This window comes from Mycobacterium talmoniae (assembly GCF_001854525.1).
GTDB classification, from domain to species: domain Bacteria; phylum Actinomycetota; class Actinomycetes; order Mycobacteriales; family Mycobacteriaceae; genus Mycobacterium; species Mycobacterium talmoniae.
Genome location: NZ_MLQM01000031.1, coordinates 1 through 15985, shown reverse-complemented (window position 1 = coordinate 15985; position 15985 = coordinate 1). Strand labels below are relative to the sequence as shown.

The following is a 15985-nucleotide window of genomic DNA, read 5'->3' as shown; positions in this document are numbered from 1 at the left end:
ATGGAACCTCTTCAGCAGGCCACATCGACGGGGGTCCTCGAACAAATCCGCGTCGACGACGACGAGTTTGTCACGGAGTGCGTCGAATCCGTCGACCCGCCGACGGAGACCACCACGAACACCGCGCGGCGACACGTACACCTGCACATCCCGTTGCGCTGGCTGATCATTGGAGTGCTGGTTGCCGTTTTCGCCGGAGCGGGCGGCTGGCTGGGCTGGGTGGCCATCGAACACCATCAACGCGATGTGGCCGCTACGCAGGCGCTGGACGCCGCCAAAAAGTACGCCCTGACGTTGTGCAATATCGACGCCAGCACCGTCGACAAGAACTTCACCGAGTTGTTCAACAGCTCGACCGAGGAGTTCAACGATGCGCACGCCGAACGCGCCGCCAAGCTGCGCCAGCTGCTGATCGACAAAAAGGTCACGGCCCACGGCCGTATCACGCAGGCCACCGTCGAATCGGTCACTGTAGACAGAGTCAAGGTGTTGCTGCTGATTGACCAGACGGTGAGCAGCACCGATACGCCCACTCCGGCCGAGGAGCACACCCACATCAGGATCACGCTGGACAAGGTGGATGGCCGGTGGTTGGCCAGCGACGTGAAGCTGCGATGAGGCCGGCCACCGGGGTCGCCGCGCTGTTCGCAGCGGTGTCCATCGCGCCGGCCAGCAGCGTCGTGCACGCGTCGCCGGTGGACTGGAACGCCCTCGCGCAGTGCGAATCCGGAGGTAATTGGTCGGCCAACACCGGCAACGGCGCCTACGGCGGCCTGCAGATCAAGGAGTCGACCTGGCTCGCCAACGGCGGTGTCGGAAATCCGGCGGAGGCTCCCCCGCAGGAGCAGATCCGAGTGGCGAACAACATCATGGCCACCGAGGGACCCAAGGCCTGGCCGAAATGTGCGGTGAGTACTGGGGCGGTCGTGCCGGGTTCGATCACGCACATCCTGACTCAATTGGGCGACGTTGCCGACGGATCGTGTTTGAACCCGCTGAAGTGTTTCTGATCCCGATACCTCGGAATCACCAACAGAAACGCTGTGTTCACTCGCCGCTCGAATTTGCTCGATACTACGCCGAGCGAGTCGCGATCCCGCTAGCATCACGCTGGGCTGCGTCGACTGCGTGGCCCGGTCCATTCGAGAGGAAAGCCATGCGTGACGTAACGAAACGAGCAGCGGCATTCTCCGCCGCGATTCTGGGCATTGCAGTCATCGGCACCGGTTGTCAGTCCGCGAAGGAAAAAGGCAGCGAGGCCACCAGCAGCGCAACTTCATCGCTGTCCTCGTCGGTGGTCGCCGAACCCAGCACCGCAAGCGAAAGCGCGGCGCCCAGCACCACCCAGATGGCCGGCAAGGACGGCAAGGAATACACCGTTTCCGGCGCCATCCTGGAGAAGTACAACTCCCTCGACCAGAAAGCCAAAGACGACCTCGGCGAGCCCAAGGGCGAGCAGAAGGGCACCCCGGACGGGGGCATCTACCAGGAGTTTGAGGGCGGCGTGATCATCCACAAGACCAAGTCGTATGTGGTGTGGGGCGCGATCCGGGACAAGTGGAACGAGTTGGGCGGCTCCCAGGGTGAGCTCGGCTACCCGACCAGCGACGAGACCGACCTCCCCGACGGCGGCAAGCAGTCCACCTTCGAGCACGGCACCATCACCTGGAAGCCGGGCGAAGAGGCTCAAGTCACCAAGAGCTAACCGCCCGAGCAGACACAAAAGCCCCCATTTCGTCGCCGAAATGGGGGCTTTTGTGTCTGCTCGGCGGCCTGAAGTACTCGGCGGCCTGAGGTGCTCGGGCCTCAGCCGATCAGCACCGCGTACCGCGGTTTGATGACCTCGTCGATGATGGCCAACCGCTCGTCGAACGGGATGAACGCCGACTTCATCGCATTGATGGTGAACCGCTCCAAATCACTCCACCCATAGCCGAACGTCTCGGCCAGCAACAGCATCTCCTTGCTCATGGTGGTGTCGCTCATCAACCGGTTGTCGGTGTTGACGGTCACCCGGAACCGGGTGCGGGCGAGCAGGTCGAACGGGTGCTCGGCGATGCTGGCGACCGCGCCGGTCTGCACGTTGGAGCTCGGGCACATCTCGAACGGAATCCGCTTGTCCCGCAAGATCGCCGCCAACCGGCCCAACCGGACCCGGCCGTCGGGATCCACGGCGATATCGTCGACGATCCGCACCCCGTGACCCAACCGGTCCGCCCCGCAGAACCCGATCGCCTCCTGAATGGAGGGCAGCCCGAACGCCTCGCCGGCGTGGATCGTGAAGCGGGCGTTGTTGTTTCGCATGTATTCGAACGCGTCCAGGTGCCGGGTCGGCGGATAGCCGGCCTCCGCACCGGCGATATCGAAACCGACCACCCCCTTGTCCCGGAACCGGATCGCCAACTCGGCGATCTCCCGGGACAGCGCGGCGTGGCGCATCGCGGTGACCAGGCAGCGCACCGTGATCCGCTGGCCGGCCGCGGCGGCCGCCTTCTCGCCGTCGGCGAATCCGGCCAGCACGGCGTCGACGACGTCGTCGAAGGACAACCCGCCGTCGATGTGCAGTTCGGGCGCGAACCGCACCTCGGCGTACACCACCGAGTCGGCGGCCAGGTCTTCCACACACTCGAAGGCGACCCGGTGCAGCGCCTCGGGGGTCTGCATCACCGCCACGGTGTGGCTGAACGGCTCCAGGTAGCGCTCCAGCGAGCCGCTGTGGGAGCGGGTGCGAAACCAGGTCGCCAGCGTGGCGTGGTCGGTGGCGGGCAGCTCGTCGTAGCCGATCTGCCCGGCGATCTCCAACACGGTGGCCGGGCGCAGCCCGCCGTCGAGGTGATCATGCAGCAGCGCCTTGGGCGCCCGGCGGATGGTGTCGGCGGTCAGCGGTGTCGTCATGGCTCGATCCGATCGATGATCAGCGGTCGGGGCGGCGGTGCGGTATCGCCGACACTCCAGCCGCCGTCGAGGGCGGCCAGCGCCGGACCGAACCGCTCCGGGGTGTCGGTGTACAGGGTGAACAGCGGCTCGCCGGCCGCCACCGGCTCGCCGGGACGGCGGTGGATGCGGATACCGGCACCGGCCTGGACCTGCTCACCCGGGCGGGAGCGGCCCGCGCCGAGCCGCCACACCGTCTGCCCTACCGCCATCGCGTCGATGTCTCCCATTGTGCCGCCCCGCGGCGCGGTCACCGTCTCCGAACAGGCACCGATCGGCAACGGAACCGACAAGTCGCCGCCCTGCGCGGCGATCAGCGCCCGGAACCGGTCCATCGCGGTGCCGTCGGCCAGCGTCTGCGCCGGGTCACGCCCCTCGATGCCGGCCAGGCTCAGCATCTCGGTGGCCAGCGCCACGGTCAGCTCCACCACATCGGCGGGCCCGCCGCCGGCCAGCACCTCCAGCGCCTCGGCCACCTCCACGGCGTTGCCGGCGGTCGCCCCCAGCGGCGCGTTCATATCGGTCAGCAGCGCCCGGGTCCGCACCCCGGCCGCCGCGCCCAGCGCCACCATGGTGCGCGCCAGTTCGGCGCCGGCCGCCGCCGACGTCATGAATGCCCCGGAACCGATCTTCACATCGAGCACCAGCGCACTGGCTCCTTCGGCCAGCTTCTTGCTCATCACCGAGCTGGCGATCAGCGGCAGCGACTCCACGGTGGCGGTGACGTCGCGCAGCGCGTACAGCTTGGCGTCGGCCGGGGCCAGCTGCCCGGCGGCGAAGATCGCCGCGCCGACCCGCCGCAGCTGGTCGGTGACCTGCCGGTTGGACAGGGCGGCGGTGAACCCGGCGATGGAGTCCAGCTTGTCCAGGGTGCCGCCGGTGTGGCCCAACCCGCGCCCGGAGGCCTGCGGCACCGCACCCCCGCAGGCGGCGATGACGGCCACCAACGGCAGGGTGATCTTGTCGCCGACCCCGCCGGTGGAGTGTTTGTCCACCGTCACCAGCGGGGCATCCCCGCGCCGCAGCCCGGAGAAGTCCAGCCGGGGACCGGAGGCCACCATCGCCGTCGTCCACCGCGCGGTCTCCCCCGGGTCCATCCCCCGTAGAAAGATCGCCATCAGCAGCGCCGACATCTGCTCGTCGGCGACGCAGCCGTGGGTGTAGGCGTCGATCACCCAGTCGATCGCGGCGTCGGACAGCCGGCCCCCGTCGCGTTTGGTCGCGATCACCGTCGGCGCATCGAAGGACGTCACCAGGCGCCCCGGGCGAGGTCGTCGGGGCCGAACGCGTCGGGCAGCAGGTCGGCCAGCCGGCGCGGGCCGCCCGGATGGTCGATCAACAGCTCCGGGCCACCGTGCTCCCACAGCACCTGCCGGCACCGCCCGCACGGCATCAGCAGCGCCCCGGAGGCCTGCACGCACACCAGCGCCACCAGCCGGCCGCCGCCGGTGGCGTGCAGGGCGCAGACCACACCGCACTCGGCGCAGAGACCTAGGCCATATGAGACATTTTCCACATTGCAGCCGGTGAGCAGCCGACCGTCATCGGCCAGCGCCGCGGCGCCCACCCGGAACCGCGAATAGGGTGCATAACCGCGGTCCGCAACTTCGATTGCCTTGTCGCGCAACATGTTCCAGTCAATGGAGGCGGGCATCCTAGCGATGCCCGACTTGATCCGAATACATCCGAAACGCCCTTTTCACCCGTCGACCACCGTCAAAGGTCACCCTAACTTTTCCAGTCTTACCGTGCTGATGACTGCGGAGTAACTTCGTTCGCCCCCACAATTGGGTCTAGAGTCCACCCGACGGTTCCCCATAGTGATCGCGTTGGAGGCGCTGATGACGACGGCGGCATCTGTAAATCCGCCCACGCCCGCACCGCGTGATGGACAGCGGCGAATACGGCGCACCCTGTACCGGGGCGACCCCGGCATGTGGGCCTGGGTGTTGCACCGCATCACCGGTGCGACGATCTTCTTCTTCCTGTTCGTCCACGTGCTGGACACCGCGCTGGTGCGGGTCGGGCCGCAGGCCTACAACGAGGTCATCGCGACCTATAAGACCCCGATCGTCGGGCTGATGGAGCTCGGGCTGGTGGCCGCGGTGTTGTTCCACGCGCTCAACGGGGTGCGGGTGATCCTGATCGACTTCTGGGCCCAGGGCCCGCGCTACCAGAAGCTGATGCTGTGGTCGATCATCGTGATCTGGCTGCTGGTCATCGTTCCGGCCACCGTGGTAATTGGCATTCACATGATGGAGCACTTCCGATGAGCGCCCCGGATCTACAACTCGGCCGCGGCCAGCTCGCCCCGGTCCGCCAGTACAGCCCGGACCGTCCCGCCAGCCTGGGCGATCCGCGGTCCCCGCACCGGCACGCCGGCATGCCCAACTTCGAGAAATACGCCTGGCTGTTCATGCGGTTTAGCGGCATCGTGCTGGTGTTCTTGGCGCTCGGGCACCTGTTCGTGATGCTGATGTGGGAAAACGGGGTGTACCGCATCGACTTCAACTATGTGGCGCAGCGCTGGCACTCGCCGTTCTGGCAGACCTGGGACCTGTTGTTGCTGTGGCTGGCGCAACTGCACGGTGGAAACGGGATGCGCACCATCATCGGCGATTACACCCGCAAGGACTCCACCAAGTTCTGGCTCAACACCCTGCTGGCGGTGTCGATGCTGTTCACGTTGATCCTGGGCAGCTACGTGCTGCTGACCTTCGACGCGAACGTCTCGTGAAACAAGAAACTTCGAACATGCAGGTGATGACGCGGTGATTCAGCAACATCGATACGACGTGGTGATCGTCGGCGCCGGCGGCGCCGGAATGCGGGCCGCGGTGGAATCCGCGCCGCGCGCTCGTACTGCAGTGCTGACCAAGCTGTACCCGACGCGCAGCCACACCGGTGCCGCCCAAGGCGGCATGTGCGCGGCCCTGGCCAACGTCGAGGAAGACAACTGGGAGTGGCACACCTTCGACACCGTCAAGGGCGGCGACTACCTGGCCGACCAGGACGCGGTGGAGATCATGGCCAAGGAGGCCATCGACGCGGTGCTGGACCTGGAAAAGATGGGGATGCCGTTCAACCGCACCCCCGAGGGCCGCATCGACCAGCGCCGCTTCGGCGGGCACACCCGCGACCACGGTAAGGCCCCGGTGCGCCGGGCCTGTTACGCCGCCGACCGCACCGGCCACATGATCCTGCAGACGCTGTACCAGAACTGCGTCAAACACAACGTCGAGTTCTTCAACGAGTTCTACGTGCTGGACCTGGTGCTCTCCGAAACCGCCAGCGGCCCGGTGGCCACCGGGGTGGTCGCCTACGAGCTGGCCACCGGCGAGATCCACGTCTTCCACGCCAAGGCCATCGTGTTCGCGACCGGCGGGTCGGGCCGGATGTACAAGACCACCTCCAACGCCCACACCCTCACCGGCGACGGCATGGGCGTGGTGTTCCGCAAGGGACTTCCGTTGGAGGACATGGAATTTCACCAATTCCACCCGACCGGCCTGGCCGGTCTGGGCATCTTGATCTCCGAGGCGGTGCGCGGCGAGGGCGGCCGGCTGCTCAACGGCGACGGCGAACGGTTCATGGAGCGTTACGCCCCGACGATCGTCGACCTGGCGCCCCGCGACATCGTCGCCCGCTCCATGGTGCTCGAGGTGTTGGAGGGCCGCGGCGCCGGCCCCAACAAGGACTACGTCTACATCGACGTGCGCCACCTCGGTGAGGACGTGCTGGAAGCCAAGCTGCCCGACATCACCGAGTTCGCCCGCACCTACCTGGGGGTGGACCCGGTCAAGGAACTGGTGCCGGTATACCCGACCTGCCACTACGCGATGGGCGGGATCCCCACCACCATCACCGGGCAGGTGCTGCGCGACAACACCAACACGGTGCCCGGCCTGTACGCGGCCGGGGAATGCGCGTGCGTGTCGGTGCACGGCGCCAACCGGTTGGGCACCAACTCGCTGCTGGACATCAACGTGTTCGGGCGCCGGGCCGGGATCGCCGCCGCGAACTACGCGCTGGGTCACGACTTCGTCGACATGCCGGAGAACCCGGCCGGCATGGTGGTCGGCTGGGTGGCGGATATTTTGTCCGAGCACGGCAACGAGCGCGTGGCCGACATCCGCGGCGCGCTGCAGCAGTCGATGGACAACAACGCCGCGGTGTTCCGCACCGAGGAGACGTTGAAGCAGGCACTGACCGACATTCATGCGCTCAAAGAGCGGTATTCCCGAATCACCGTGCACGACAAGGGAAAGCGCTTCAACTCCGATCTGCTGGAAGCCATCGAACTGGGCTTCTTGCTGGAGTTGGCCGAGGTGACGGTGGTTGGGGCGTTGAACCGCAAGGAATCCCGCGGTGGCCATGCCCGCGAGGACTACCCGAACCGCGACGACGTCAACTACATGCGCCACACCATGGCCTACAAGGAAGGTAGCGAGCTGCTGAGTGACATCCGGCTGGACTTCAAGCCGGTGGTGCAGACCCGCTACGAGCCCAAGGAGCGGAAGTACTGATGGCCTCTTCGAGTCAGGTTGTCGAGACCCCCGAAGCCGGTGACCCGCCGCTGCCGCCGATTCCCGACGGCGCGGTGATGGTGACGTTGAAGATCGCCCGGTTCAATCCGGAGAACCCCGACGCCGCCGGCTGGCAAAGCTTCCGGGTGCCGTGCCTGCCCAGCGACCGGCTGCTGAACCTGCTGATCTATGTCAAAAGCTACCTGGATGGCACGCTGACCTTCCGGCGGTCCTGCGCGCACGGGGTGTGCGGCTCGGACGCCATGCGGATCAACGGCAACAACCGGTTGGCCTGCAAGGTGCTGATGCGCGACCTGCTGCCGAAGAAAGCCAGCCAGGAGCTGACCATCACCATCGAGCCGATCCGCGGGCTGCCGGTGGAAAAGGACCTGGTGGTCGACATGGAGCCGTTCTTCGACGCCTACCGCGCGATCAAGCCGTTCCTGATGACCAGCGGCAACCAGCCGACCCGCGAACGGATCCAGTCCCAGACCGACCGGGCCCGCTTCGACGACACCACCAAGTGCATCCTGTGCGCCTGCTGCACCACCAGCTGCCCGGTGTACTGGAGCGAGGGCAGCTACTTCGGCCCGGCGGCGATCGTCAACGCGCACCGCTTCATCTTCGATTCCCGTGACGAGGGGGCCGCCGAGCGGCTCGACATCCTCAACGAGGTCGACGGGGTGTGGCGCTGCCGCACCACGTTCAACTGCACCGAGGCCTGCCCGCGCGGCATCGAGGTCACCAAGGCCATCCAGGAGGTCAAGCGCGCGCTGATGTTCGCGCGCTAGTTCTTTGGCCTTTGGCCTTTGGCCGCGAGCGTGCACAAAATGCCACTGTAAGCGGGGTTTTGGCGTGCGTTTGCGCACGCTCGCGCTCCGACTGCCGTCAGCCGAACAGGCCGACCGTGCGGGCCTCGCCGAGGGCCGCATCCGCGATGGTCCGGGCGGCGTCGGGTGCCGGCGTCGTCGGCGCGACCGTCACCGGTTTGCCCAGCGCGTACAGCTGGAAGCGGTAGTGGTGCACACCGGTGCCGGCCGGTGGGCACGGGCCGAAGTACTCCGCCTTGCCCGCCGAATTCTGGCTGACCGTCGCGCCCGGCGGCAGCGGACCCTCACCGATCTCGGTGGTGGTCGGCGGGATGCCGGTGACCAGCCAGTGGAAGTAGAGCCCGGCCGGCGCGTCCGGGTCGTCGACCACCAGCGCCAACGCCCGGGTGCCCGTCGGGACCTTGTCCCAGCGCAGCGGCGGCGGCACGTTGCGGCCCTTACAGGAGTACTCGACCGGGATCGGGGTGTTGTCGGCGAATGCGGGACTGGTGAGGGCGAACCCGCCCGGCGCGGTGCTCATCGCGGCTCCTGTGCTGCTCGACGCGGGCGCGACGTCCGGTTTCCCGCCGCCACACCCCGGGAGCGCGAGAAGCAGCAGCACCAGCGCGATCGGCGCCCGTCTCATGAGCGTGTGTATACCGCTGATCGACCGCGGCGTAAAGGGGGACTGCTCGTCACACTTTGGCGGGCCGCCTCGTCTAACGGGTATGACACAGAAAACCCGCATTGAGCCCCTGCCCCCCAAGCGCGCCGGCTGGTTGACCCGCGCCATGTACCGCTACGCCAAGCGGCGCTTCGGCGAGGTCCCCGAGCCGTTCACCGTCGCCGCGCACCACCCCCGGCTGCTGGTCGCCAACGCCGTGCACGAAATGCTGCTGCAACGCGGGTCGCGCACCCTGCCGGCCAGTGTGCGGGAGCTGGCGGTGTTTTGGACCGCCCGCACCATCGGCTGCTCGTGGTGTGTGGACTTCGGGTCCATGCTGCAACGGCTGGATGGGCTGGACGTCGAAAGGCTCAAGTACATCGACGATTACGCCACATCTGCGCATTACACCGACGACGAACGCGCCGCCATCGCCTACGCCGACGCGGTGACCACCGACCCGCACAACGTCACCGACGAGCAGGTGGCCGACCTGCGGGCCCGGTTCGGCGACGCCGGCGTGATCGAGCTGACCTACCAGATCGGCGTGGAGAACATGCGGGCCCGGATGTATTCGGCGCTGGGCATCACCGAGCAGGGGTTCAGCTCCGGGGACGCCTGCCGGGTGCCGTGGGCCTAACGCCGTTACGGCGCGGGCGTGATCTCGATATAGGCCATCGGCATGCCGAACACCGCGGCGCTTCTATCGAGGCTGCGCTCCAACAGCTTCATCGGCAGGCTCCAATTCGCGGCGATCACCTGCTCGGCGTGGGCGTGCTCGGACTCGGGCAGGATCCGGGCGACCCCGGCGACCGGTTGGCCGCTGGGTTTGCCCCGCAGACTGCTGGGCACCACCACCACCCGCGGGTTGCGGCGGATCCGCTTGACCTTCCCGGTGGAGGGATCGGTGCGGATGTAGATCTTCCCGTCGGCCACCCCGTGGTTGATCGGGCTGGGCATCGGCTCACCGGAACGCTTGAACGTCACCAGCACGATCTGGTGGGCCTGGTCGAATCCGGTGAAGTCGGTGCCGCTGGGGGCGCCGATATCGAAGGCGGCGCGATGACGCATCTTGTCCATCCCGCGGTTCATCAGCGCGGTCATCTTCTTGGCGGCGTTACCTGCCATGCGCCCTCCCGTGGGTTCTGCCCGCCAGCGTATCGGCACCGGGAGTTGACCGCCACCAATCCCAATTCGATCGCTGACGCTGACATAAACGCAAAGGCGCGTTCGCCGAGCGTGTACTCAGAGCGAGAATTCGGCCGTTTTTTCGAGCCGAGTACACGCTCGGCGACCGGGAGGGTTCGTGGGCCAACTCCAGTTGGCGGCGATCACCTGGTCGGCCTGGGTGGGACGGCCGATGTCGAAGGCGGCGCGGTGGCGCATCTTGTCCATGACGCGGAACATCAACGCGCTCAGCTTCTTCGCGGTTTTACCTGGCACGCTCATTGTCTGACCGATTCGCCCGACTGACCCGCAGCGGTGACCCGGTGAACTTGTCCGGGTTGGCGACATCCCAGACCGCGCAGACTTTGCCGTCGCGCACCGTCATTGCGGTGATCCGGGGCGTCATGGCCTGGTAGCCCTCGCCGCCGGGCGCCCCCGGTGTGTAGGCACCCAGCTCGCCGTTGATCAGCGCGAGCTGATTCGACGCGACCATCGCCGGCCCGTAGCGTTTCGCCAGCCCGAACAGGAACCGGGCCACCTTGTCCGGGCCGCGGATGACCTGGGCCGCGGTCGGCGCCTTGCGGTTGGCGTCCCCGGTGAATGTGACATCGGGATGCAGCAACGCCACCACCCCGGCCATGTCCCCGGCGGCCATCGCCGCCATCAGCTTGCCGACCACCTCGGCGTGCGCGGGGTCCGGCGCCGGCGGCGGATCGGCGGCCACCGCGCGACGGGCCCGCGACGCCAGTTGCCGGGCGGCGGCCGCGGTGATGCCCAGCACCTCGGCCACCTCGGCGAACGGCAACGCGAACCCGTCGTGCAGCACGAACGCCACCCGCTGATCGGGGCTGAGCCGCTCCAGCACCACCATCGCGGCGAACCGGGCATCCTCGCCGGCCACCACCGCCGACAGCGGGTCGGCCGCGTCGAATCCGGTCACCACGGGTTCCGGAAGCCATTGGCCCACATAGGTTTCGCGCCGGTGTGCGGCCGAGCGCAACCGGTCCAAACCCAGTCGGCTCACCACCGTGGTCAGCCAGGCCCGCAGGTCCGCGATCTGATCGCGTTCGGCGGCCGCCCACCGCAGCCAGGCGTCTTGGACGATGTCCTCGGCGTCGGCGAACGTCCCGGTCAGCCGGTAGGCCACCGCCAACAGATGCGGGCGCAGGTCTTCGAAGTCGTCCACCCGGGTGCCGGCGGTCATACCGCCTAGCGTAGGACGGGCCGATTGGTAACGCCCCGCGGCGTCGCACCGACAAGCTGGTTAGGTACACAGTTGCGGGAGCGATCGATGGCGTGGGCGCAGATACCCGGATGTGCGAAAGTGGCGGCGGCCGCGGCGCTGATCGCCCTCCCGGCGGCGGCCGTGCCCATACCGGCCCACGCGGCGCCCGGCGTCAGCGCGGCGACCCAGGCCCCGGCCGACGACCCCGATTGCCCGGCGAATCCCGGCTGCCCAGCCAGCCCCGACGATCCGACGCCACCATCGATGGTCCCGGCGCAAGTCATTCCGCAGGCGCCGTTGATCATTCCGGGGGGACCACCAGGCTCGCCTCCGCAGGTCATTCCGCAGCCTCCGCTGATCATCCCCGCGCACCCGGCGTGATGCCGTCCCCGGGCGTTAGGCTCGGCGGCGATGACCGAGACGACGCCCACAACCCTGGCGGCCAAGGCCGACCGCTACCTGTGGGGCCACTTCGCCCGGCACGGCGCGGGCATCACACCGCCGATCATTACCCGCGGTGACGGCGTCACCATCTTCGACGACCGCGGGAAAAGCTACCTGGACGGGTTGTCCGGCCTGTTCACCGTGCAGGTGGGCCACGGCCGCGACGAGCTCGCCGCCGCGGCAGCACAGCAGGCCCGCGAGCTGGCCTACTTCCCGCTGTGGTCGTATGCCACCCCGACCGCGATCGAGCTGGCCGAACGGCTGGCCCACTATGCGCCCGGCGATTTGAACCGGGTGTTTTTCACCACCGGCGGCGGCGAGGCCGTCGAGACCGCGTGGAAGCTGGCCAAGCAGTACTTCAAGTTGACCGGCAAACCCGGCAAGCACAAGGTGATCTCGCGGGCGGTCGCCTACCACGGCACCCCGCAGGGCGCCCTGGCGATCACCGGCGTGCCGGCCTACAAGGCGCCGTTCGAGCCGCTGACGCCGGGCGGCCTGAAGGTGCCCAACACCGACATCTACCGCGCCCCGGAGCCGTTGCGCACCGACGCCAAGGCGTTCGGCGCCTGGGCCGCCGACCGGATCGCCGAGGCGATCGAATTCGAGGGGCCCGACACCGTGGCCGCGGTGTTTTTGGAGCCGGTGCAAAACGCCGGCGGCTGCATCCCGCCGCCGCCGGGGTATTTCGACCGGGTCCGCGAGATCTGCGATGCCTACGACGTGCTGCTGGTCTCCGACGAGGTGATCTGCGCGTTCGGCCGGATCGGATCGATGTTCGCCTGCCGCGACTTCGGCTACGTCCCGGACATCATCACCTGCGCCAAGGGCATGACGTCGGGGTACTCGCCGATCGGCGCGATGATCGCCAGCGACCGGCTGTTCGAGCCGTTCCGGGACGGGACGACGATGTTCCCGCACGGCTACACCTTCGGTGGCCATCCGGTGTCGGCGGCGGTGGCGCTGGCCAACCTCGACCTCTTCGAGCGCGAAGGCCTCAACGACCGCGTCAAGGGGTACGCGGCAACCTTCCGCAGCACGCTGGAGCGGCTGTATGACCTGCCCATCGTCGGCGATATCCGCGGCGAGGGCTACTTCTACGCGGTCGAATTGGTCAAGGATCAGGCGACCCGGGAAACCTTCGACGCCGCCGAATGCGCCCGCTTGCTGCCGGCCATCTCCGCGGCGCTGTATGAGGCCGGACTGTATTGTCGCGCCGATGACCGCGGCGACCCGGTGATCGTACTGGCACCGCCGCTGATCAGCGGCCCGGCCGAATTCGACGCGATCGAGACCATCCTGCGCGGCGTGCTCGCGGAGGCGTCGGCGCGGCTGCTCTAGGGTCCATACGGGCCAAACCCGCGCAACGGAGAGGACGACGGTGGGCGAAATCGCGCAATTGCGCCGCTCCTCCCCGTTGGTGCTGTTGGTGGGCGTCGCGGCGGCCACGGTCGGCATCCTCTACGGCTACGACCCCGTCTCGGGCGCGCTGTTGTTCCTCGGCAACGACTTCGATATCTCGCCGGCACGCCAAGAGATGGTGGCGACCGTGGTGGTCGTCGGGATGGCCGCCGGGGCTGCCGTCGGGGGGTGGCTGGCCAACACCATCGGGCGCAAAACGTCCCTGATCGCGGCGGCCGCCGCCTACGGGGTGTTCGCGATTCTCAGCGCGCTGGCGGTGTCGCTGCCGATGCTGCTGGTGGTGCGCCTGCTGCTGGGAGTGGCGATCGGCGTGACGGTGGTCGTGGTTCCGGTATTCGTGGCCGAGTCGGTGCCCGCCTCGGTACGCGGTTCGCTGCTGGTGGCCTACGGGCTGATGTCCGTGGTCGGCATCATCATCGGCTACCTGGTGTCGTTCGTGCTGTCCGATACCCACAACTGGCGCTTGATGCTGGGTTCGGCCGCGGTCCCCGCCGTGCTGATGATCGCACTGTTGTTGAAGGTGCCGGACAGCGCGCGCTGGTACATGCTCAAGGGCCGGATCGACGACGCGCGCCGAACAATGCTGCGGGTGGAACCGCAGGCCGACGCCGAGAAGGAACTGGCGGAGATCGCCCGCGCTCAACAAGAAGAAGAGCAGGCCCACGCCGGGGTGCTCCGCGAGATGCTGCAGCGGTCGCATCTGCGGGCCACGGTCTTCCTGATCGTGTTCGGATTCTTCACTCAGATCACCGGGATCAACGCCATCGTCTTTTACGGCCCGCTGATCTTCCAAGACATGGGCTTTGACGGAAACTTCAACCTGCTGGTGTTGCCCGCGTTGGTCATGGTTGCGGCCGTGGCCGCGATGTGCGTCTCGCTGGTCCTGGTCGACCGGGTGGGCCGACGCCCGATCCTGCTGTCCGGGATCGCGGTGATGATCGTCGCCAACCTGGCCCTGATCGGTGCCTACGCCGCCGGGCCGCTGCTCGGTAGCGCGCTCCCGTACTTCCAGTTCACCGCGATCCTGCTGTTCTCGGTCGGCTACCACTTCGGTTTCGGCTCGGTGGCGTGGGTGTATGGCGGGGAGGCCCTGCCCGCCAAATTGCGGTCGATCGGGTCGAGCGTGATGCTCACCACGAACTTGACGGCCAACGCGATCGTGGTCGCCGTGTTCCTGACGATGCTCACCACACTCGGCGGTGCGACCACCTTCGCCGTGTTCGGCGTGCTGGCGCTGCTCAGCTTCGGCTTTATCTACCGGTACGCCCCGGAAACCAAGGGCATCCAGCTGGAGTACATCCGGCACTTCTGGGAGAACGGCGGCCGCTGGCCCGCCGCGCTACCGAACGGCAACGACACCGACGCGCCCGCCCAGCAGGTCACCAAAACCACCTGACCTCGCCACCGAGTTCCGCCCGGCGATCCTGACGCGGCCTTAAAGTCGGTGCCGTGGGCGACAAACCGCGCATCAACCCGGTCCGGTGGCGGCCGCCGCCGATCGACCCGCTGCCCGAGCTGCCGGCGGCCACCGTCACCATCGTGCCGCTGCCCGGCAACGGACCCGAGGATGTCGTGGTCGACGCCGCCGGCCGGCTGTGGGCCGGGTTGGACGGCGGTCGCATTGTGCGGGTGTCCGCCGACGACGGCAAGCCCACCGTCGTCGCCGATACCGGCGGCCGACCGTTGGGCCTGCACGTGGCCCGCGACGGACGGCTGCTCATCTGCGACAGCCACCGCGGGCTGCTGGCGCTGGACCCGGACAGTGGCCGGCTGGACACCCTGGTCGAATCGGTGGCCGGCCGGCCGCTGATGTTCTGCTCGAATGTCACCGAAACCTCCGATGGCACCATCTATTTCACGGAGTCCACCAGCGCCTTCCGGTTCGACAACTACACCGCCGCCATCATCGAGGCCCGCGGCCACGGGAGCTTGTTCCGGCTCGACACCGACGGGACGATCACCACCCTGGTCGACGGGCTGTACTTCGCCAACGGGGTGACCGCGACCGCCGACGAATCGGCGCTGGTCTTCGCCGAGACCCAGGCGCGGCGGCTGTCGAAGTACTGGCTGACCGGTTCGCAGGCCGGGTCGGTGACACCGTTGGCGGTGCATCTCCCCGGGATGCCCGACAACCTGTCCACCGGCGGCGACGGCCCGATCTGGACCGCGATGGTCGCCCCGATCAATCCCACCCTGGAATGGCTGCTGCCGCGGGCGCCGATCATCCGCAAGATCGCCTGGCGGCTGCCCGATCCGCTGCAACCCCAGATCAAGCCGGAGGTCTGGGCGGTGGCCTTCGACGCCGACAGCGGGGCCGCCGTCGCCGGGGTGCGCACCCGGCATCCCGAGTTCGGTGTGGTCACCGGCGTCGTCGAGGCGGCCGGCACGCTGTGGCTGGGCACCATCAACTACCCGGCGCTGGGCCGGGTGGAGCTCAGCGCCTGCGTCCGCTAGCCGCCCTGCTGCGAGCCGCCCTGCTGCGCCGAATGTGCACGCACGGCGAGAATCGGGCCGATTTTCCGCCCTGGATGCACGTTCGGCGCGCACCCGCCCAAAAGCAGGTTCGGCGCGCGAAACATAACTCATTTGTAACTTCTACATCATTAGTCACAGCGTGGCTCCCCGAAATCGGGCCGCGGGTTGCCTACTCTGCACCACGATGGCCTCGTTACGTTCTGCATCCTGCCTGGCAGCGGCGGTTTTCCTGCTGGCGATGCCCGCTATGCCCACCGCCGTAGCCGAACCCAACGCCGGACCCAACGCGGGGCTAGACACCTGCCCGTACAAGGTCGCCACC

The 15985-nt window shown here is 67.8% G+C and carries 17 protein-coding genes and 2 pseudogenes; 12 read left to right on the top strand and 7 right to left on the bottom strand.

All coding sequences use genetic code 11. The features are described 5' to 3' along the window. The 3 genes from BKN37_RS08505 (at position 1) to BKN37_RS29515 (ending at position 1705) form a co-directional block, all read left to right on the top strand. Positions 1-618, top strand: a complete 618-nt coding sequence (locus tag BKN37_RS08505) for an Mce protein (protein WP_242657152.1) — start codon at positions 1-3, stop codon at positions 616-618. Beyond that, a complete protein-coding gene (locus BKN37_RS08500; protein WP_071024405.1) occupies positions 615-1010 on the top strand; it encodes a transglycosylase family protein in 396 nt (131 codons plus the stop codon). The genes BKN37_RS08505 and BKN37_RS08500 overlap by 4 nt, the downstream gene beginning before the upstream one ends. A gap of 146 nt (positions 1011-1156) precedes the next feature. Then, complete coding sequence (locus BKN37_RS29515; RefSeq protein WP_194074207.1) at positions 1157-1705, top strand: LGFP repeat-containing protein; 549 nt, start codon at positions 1157-1159, stop codon at positions 1703-1705. Between the two features lie 101 nt (positions 1706-1806). On the opposite strand, the gene BKN37_RS08490 is transcribed toward BKN37_RS29515, so the two are convergent. From BKN37_RS08490 to BKN37_RS08480, 3 genes are read right to left on the bottom strand one after another with little or no spacing between them, the layout of a single operon-like run. Beyond that, positions 1807-2895 carry an adenosine deaminase gene (locus BKN37_RS08490; protein ID WP_071024403.1) on the bottom strand — a complete coding sequence of 363 codons (1089 nt, stop codon included), beginning with the start codon at positions 2893-2895 and terminating at the stop codon, positions 1807-1809. Then, positions 2892-4190, bottom strand: a complete 1299-nt coding sequence (locus BKN37_RS08485; RefSeq protein WP_423212774.1) for a thymidine phosphorylase — start codon at positions 4188-4190, stop codon at positions 2892-2894. Before BKN37_RS08485 ends, BKN37_RS08490 begins: the two co-directional genes overlap by 4 nt. Then, a complete protein-coding gene (locus BKN37_RS08480) occupies positions 4184-4588 on the bottom strand; it encodes a cytidine deaminase (RefSeq protein ID WP_071024399.1) in 405 nt (134 codons plus the stop codon). Before BKN37_RS08480 ends, BKN37_RS08485 begins: the two co-directional genes overlap by 7 nt. Positions 4589-4868: 280 nt before the next feature. Here BKN37_RS08480 and sdhC point away from each other — a divergent pair, with 280 nt between their 5' ends. From sdhC to BKN37_RS08460, 4 genes are read left to right on the top strand one after another with little or no spacing between them, the layout of a single operon-like run. Continuing rightward, a complete protein-coding gene (gene sdhC / locus BKN37_RS08475; protein WP_071024397.1) occupies positions 4869-5207 on the top strand; it encodes a succinate dehydrogenase, cytochrome b556 subunit in 339 nt (112 codons plus the stop codon). Beyond that, positions 5204-5671, top strand: coding sequence for a succinate dehydrogenase hydrophobic membrane anchor subunit (locus tag BKN37_RS08470; RefSeq protein WP_071024395.1), 468 nt, complete (start codon positions 5204-5206; stop codon positions 5669-5671). The genes sdhC and BKN37_RS08470 overlap by 4 nt, the downstream gene beginning before the upstream one ends. A 34-nt stretch (positions 5672-5705) precedes the next feature. Next, positions 5706-7460, top strand: a complete 1755-nt coding sequence (gene sdhA / locus BKN37_RS08465) for a succinate dehydrogenase flavoprotein subunit (RefSeq protein WP_071024393.1) — start codon at positions 5706-5708, stop codon at positions 7458-7460. Then, positions 7460-8251, top strand: coding sequence for a succinate dehydrogenase iron-sulfur subunit (locus BKN37_RS08460; protein WP_071024391.1), 792 nt, complete (start codon positions 7460-7462; stop codon positions 8249-8251). The genes sdhA and BKN37_RS08460 overlap by 1 nt, the downstream gene beginning before the upstream one ends. A gap of 97 nt (positions 8252-8348) precedes the next feature. On the opposite strand, the gene BKN37_RS08455 is transcribed toward BKN37_RS08460, so the two are convergent. Further along, entirely contained in the window at positions 8349-8927 is a 579-nt protein-coding gene (locus BKN37_RS08455) for a YbhB/YbcL family Raf kinase inhibitor-like protein (RefSeq protein WP_071024454.1), read from the bottom strand. Between the two features lie 31 nt (positions 8928-8958). On the opposite strand from BKN37_RS08455, the pseudogene BKN37_RS08450 reads away from it, so the two are divergent. Further along, a pseudogene (locus tag BKN37_RS08450) lies at positions 8959-9573 on the top strand (carboxymuconolactone decarboxylase family protein); the annotation flags it as partial. A 5-nt stretch (positions 9574-9578) separates the two neighbouring features. Here BKN37_RS08450 and BKN37_RS08445 read toward each other — a convergent pair. The 3 genes from BKN37_RS08445 to BKN37_RS08435 form a co-directional block, all read right to left on the bottom strand. Continuing rightward, positions 9579-10061, bottom strand: coding sequence for a PPOX class F420-dependent oxidoreductase (locus tag BKN37_RS08445; protein ID WP_071024387.1), 483 nt, complete (start codon positions 10059-10061; stop codon positions 9579-9581). A 117-nt stretch (positions 10062-10178) separates the two neighbouring features. Then, complete coding sequence (locus BKN37_RS08440; RefSeq protein ID WP_105369233.1) at positions 10179-10376, bottom strand: hypothetical protein; 198 nt, start codon at positions 10374-10376, stop codon at positions 10179-10181. Continuing rightward, positions 10366-11304, bottom strand: a complete 939-nt coding sequence (locus BKN37_RS08435) for a sigma-70 family RNA polymerase sigma factor (protein ID WP_071024382.1) — start codon at positions 11302-11304, stop codon at positions 10366-10368. Before BKN37_RS08435 ends, BKN37_RS08440 begins: the two co-directional genes overlap by 11 nt. Before the next feature lie 87 nt (positions 11305-11391). On the opposite strand from BKN37_RS08435, the gene BKN37_RS08430 reads away from it, so the two are divergent. From BKN37_RS08430 to BKN37_RS08415, 4 genes and pseudogenes are all read left to right on the top strand, one after another. After that, positions 11392-11706 (top strand): hypothetical protein, encoded by a 315-nt coding sequence (locus tag BKN37_RS08430; protein ID WP_131823545.1) that lies wholly within the window; start codon positions 11392-11394, stop codon positions 11704-11706. A 30-nt stretch (positions 11707-11736) separates the two neighbouring features. Then, positions 11737-13107 carry an aspartate aminotransferase family protein gene (locus BKN37_RS08425; RefSeq protein ID WP_071024376.1) on the top strand — a complete coding sequence of 457 codons (1371 nt, stop codon included), beginning with the start codon at positions 11737-11739 and terminating at the stop codon, positions 13105-13107. Positions 13108-13141: 34 nt separating this feature from the next. Continuing rightward, positions 13142-14584: pseudogene (locus BKN37_RS08420) on the top strand (sugar porter family MFS transporter); the annotation flags it as partial. A gap of 53 nt (positions 14585-14637) precedes the next feature. Beyond that, the gene (locus BKN37_RS08415; protein WP_071024374.1) at positions 14638-15642 is read left to right on the top strand and encodes an SMP-30/gluconolactonase/LRE family protein; all 1005 of its coding nucleotides are present in this window, start codon (positions 14638-14640) and stop codon (positions 15640-15642) included. Positions 15643-15985 lie beyond the last annotated feature (343 nt).

Excerpts from the sequence above, each read along its gene's own strand:
- BKN37_RS08445 (WP_071024387.1), bottom strand. The coding sequence starts at position 10,061 with ATGGCAGGTAACGCCGCCAAGAAGATGACCGCGCTGATGAACCGCGGG.
- BKN37_RS08470 (WP_071024395.1), top strand. The coding sequence starts at position 5,204 with ATGAGCGCCCCGGATCTACAACTCGGCCGCGGCCAGCTCGCCCCGGTC.
- BKN37_RS29515 (WP_194074207.1), top strand. The coding sequence starts at position 1,157 with ATGCGTGACGTAACGAAACGAGCAGCGGCATTCTCCGCCGCGATTCTG.
- sdhC (WP_071024397.1), top strand. The coding sequence starts at position 4,869 with ATGTGGGCCTGGGTGTTGCACCGCATCACCGGTGCGACGATCTTCTTC.
- BKN37_RS08505 (WP_242657152.1), top strand. The coding sequence starts at position 1 with ATGGAACCTCTTCAGCAGGCCACATCGACGGGGGTCCTCGAACAAATC.
- BKN37_RS08480 (WP_071024399.1), bottom strand. The coding sequence starts at position 4,588 with ATGCCCGCCTCCATTGACTGGAACATGTTGCGCGACAAGGCAATCGAA.
- BKN37_RS08500 (WP_071024405.1), top strand. The coding sequence starts at position 615 with ATGAGGCCGGCCACCGGGGTCGCCGCGCTGTTCGCAGCGGTGTCCATC.
- BKN37_RS08460 (WP_071024391.1), top strand. The coding sequence starts at position 7,460 with ATGGCCTCTTCGAGTCAGGTTGTCGAGACCCCCGAAGCCGGTGACCCG.
- BKN37_RS08490 (WP_071024403.1), bottom strand. The coding sequence starts at position 2,895 with ATGACGACACCGCTGACCGCCGACACCATCCGCCGGGCGCCCAAGGCG.
- BKN37_RS08425 (WP_071024376.1), top strand. The coding sequence starts at position 11,737 with ATGACCGAGACGACGCCCACAACCCTGGCGGCCAAGGCCGACCGCTAC.
- BKN37_RS08435 (WP_071024382.1), bottom strand. The coding sequence starts at position 11,304 with ATGACCGCCGGCACCCGGGTGGACGACTTCGAAGACCTGCGCCCGCAT.
- BKN37_RS08430 (WP_131823545.1), top strand. The coding sequence starts at position 11,392 with ATGGCGTGGGCGCAGATACCCGGATGTGCGAAAGTGGCGGCGGCCGCG.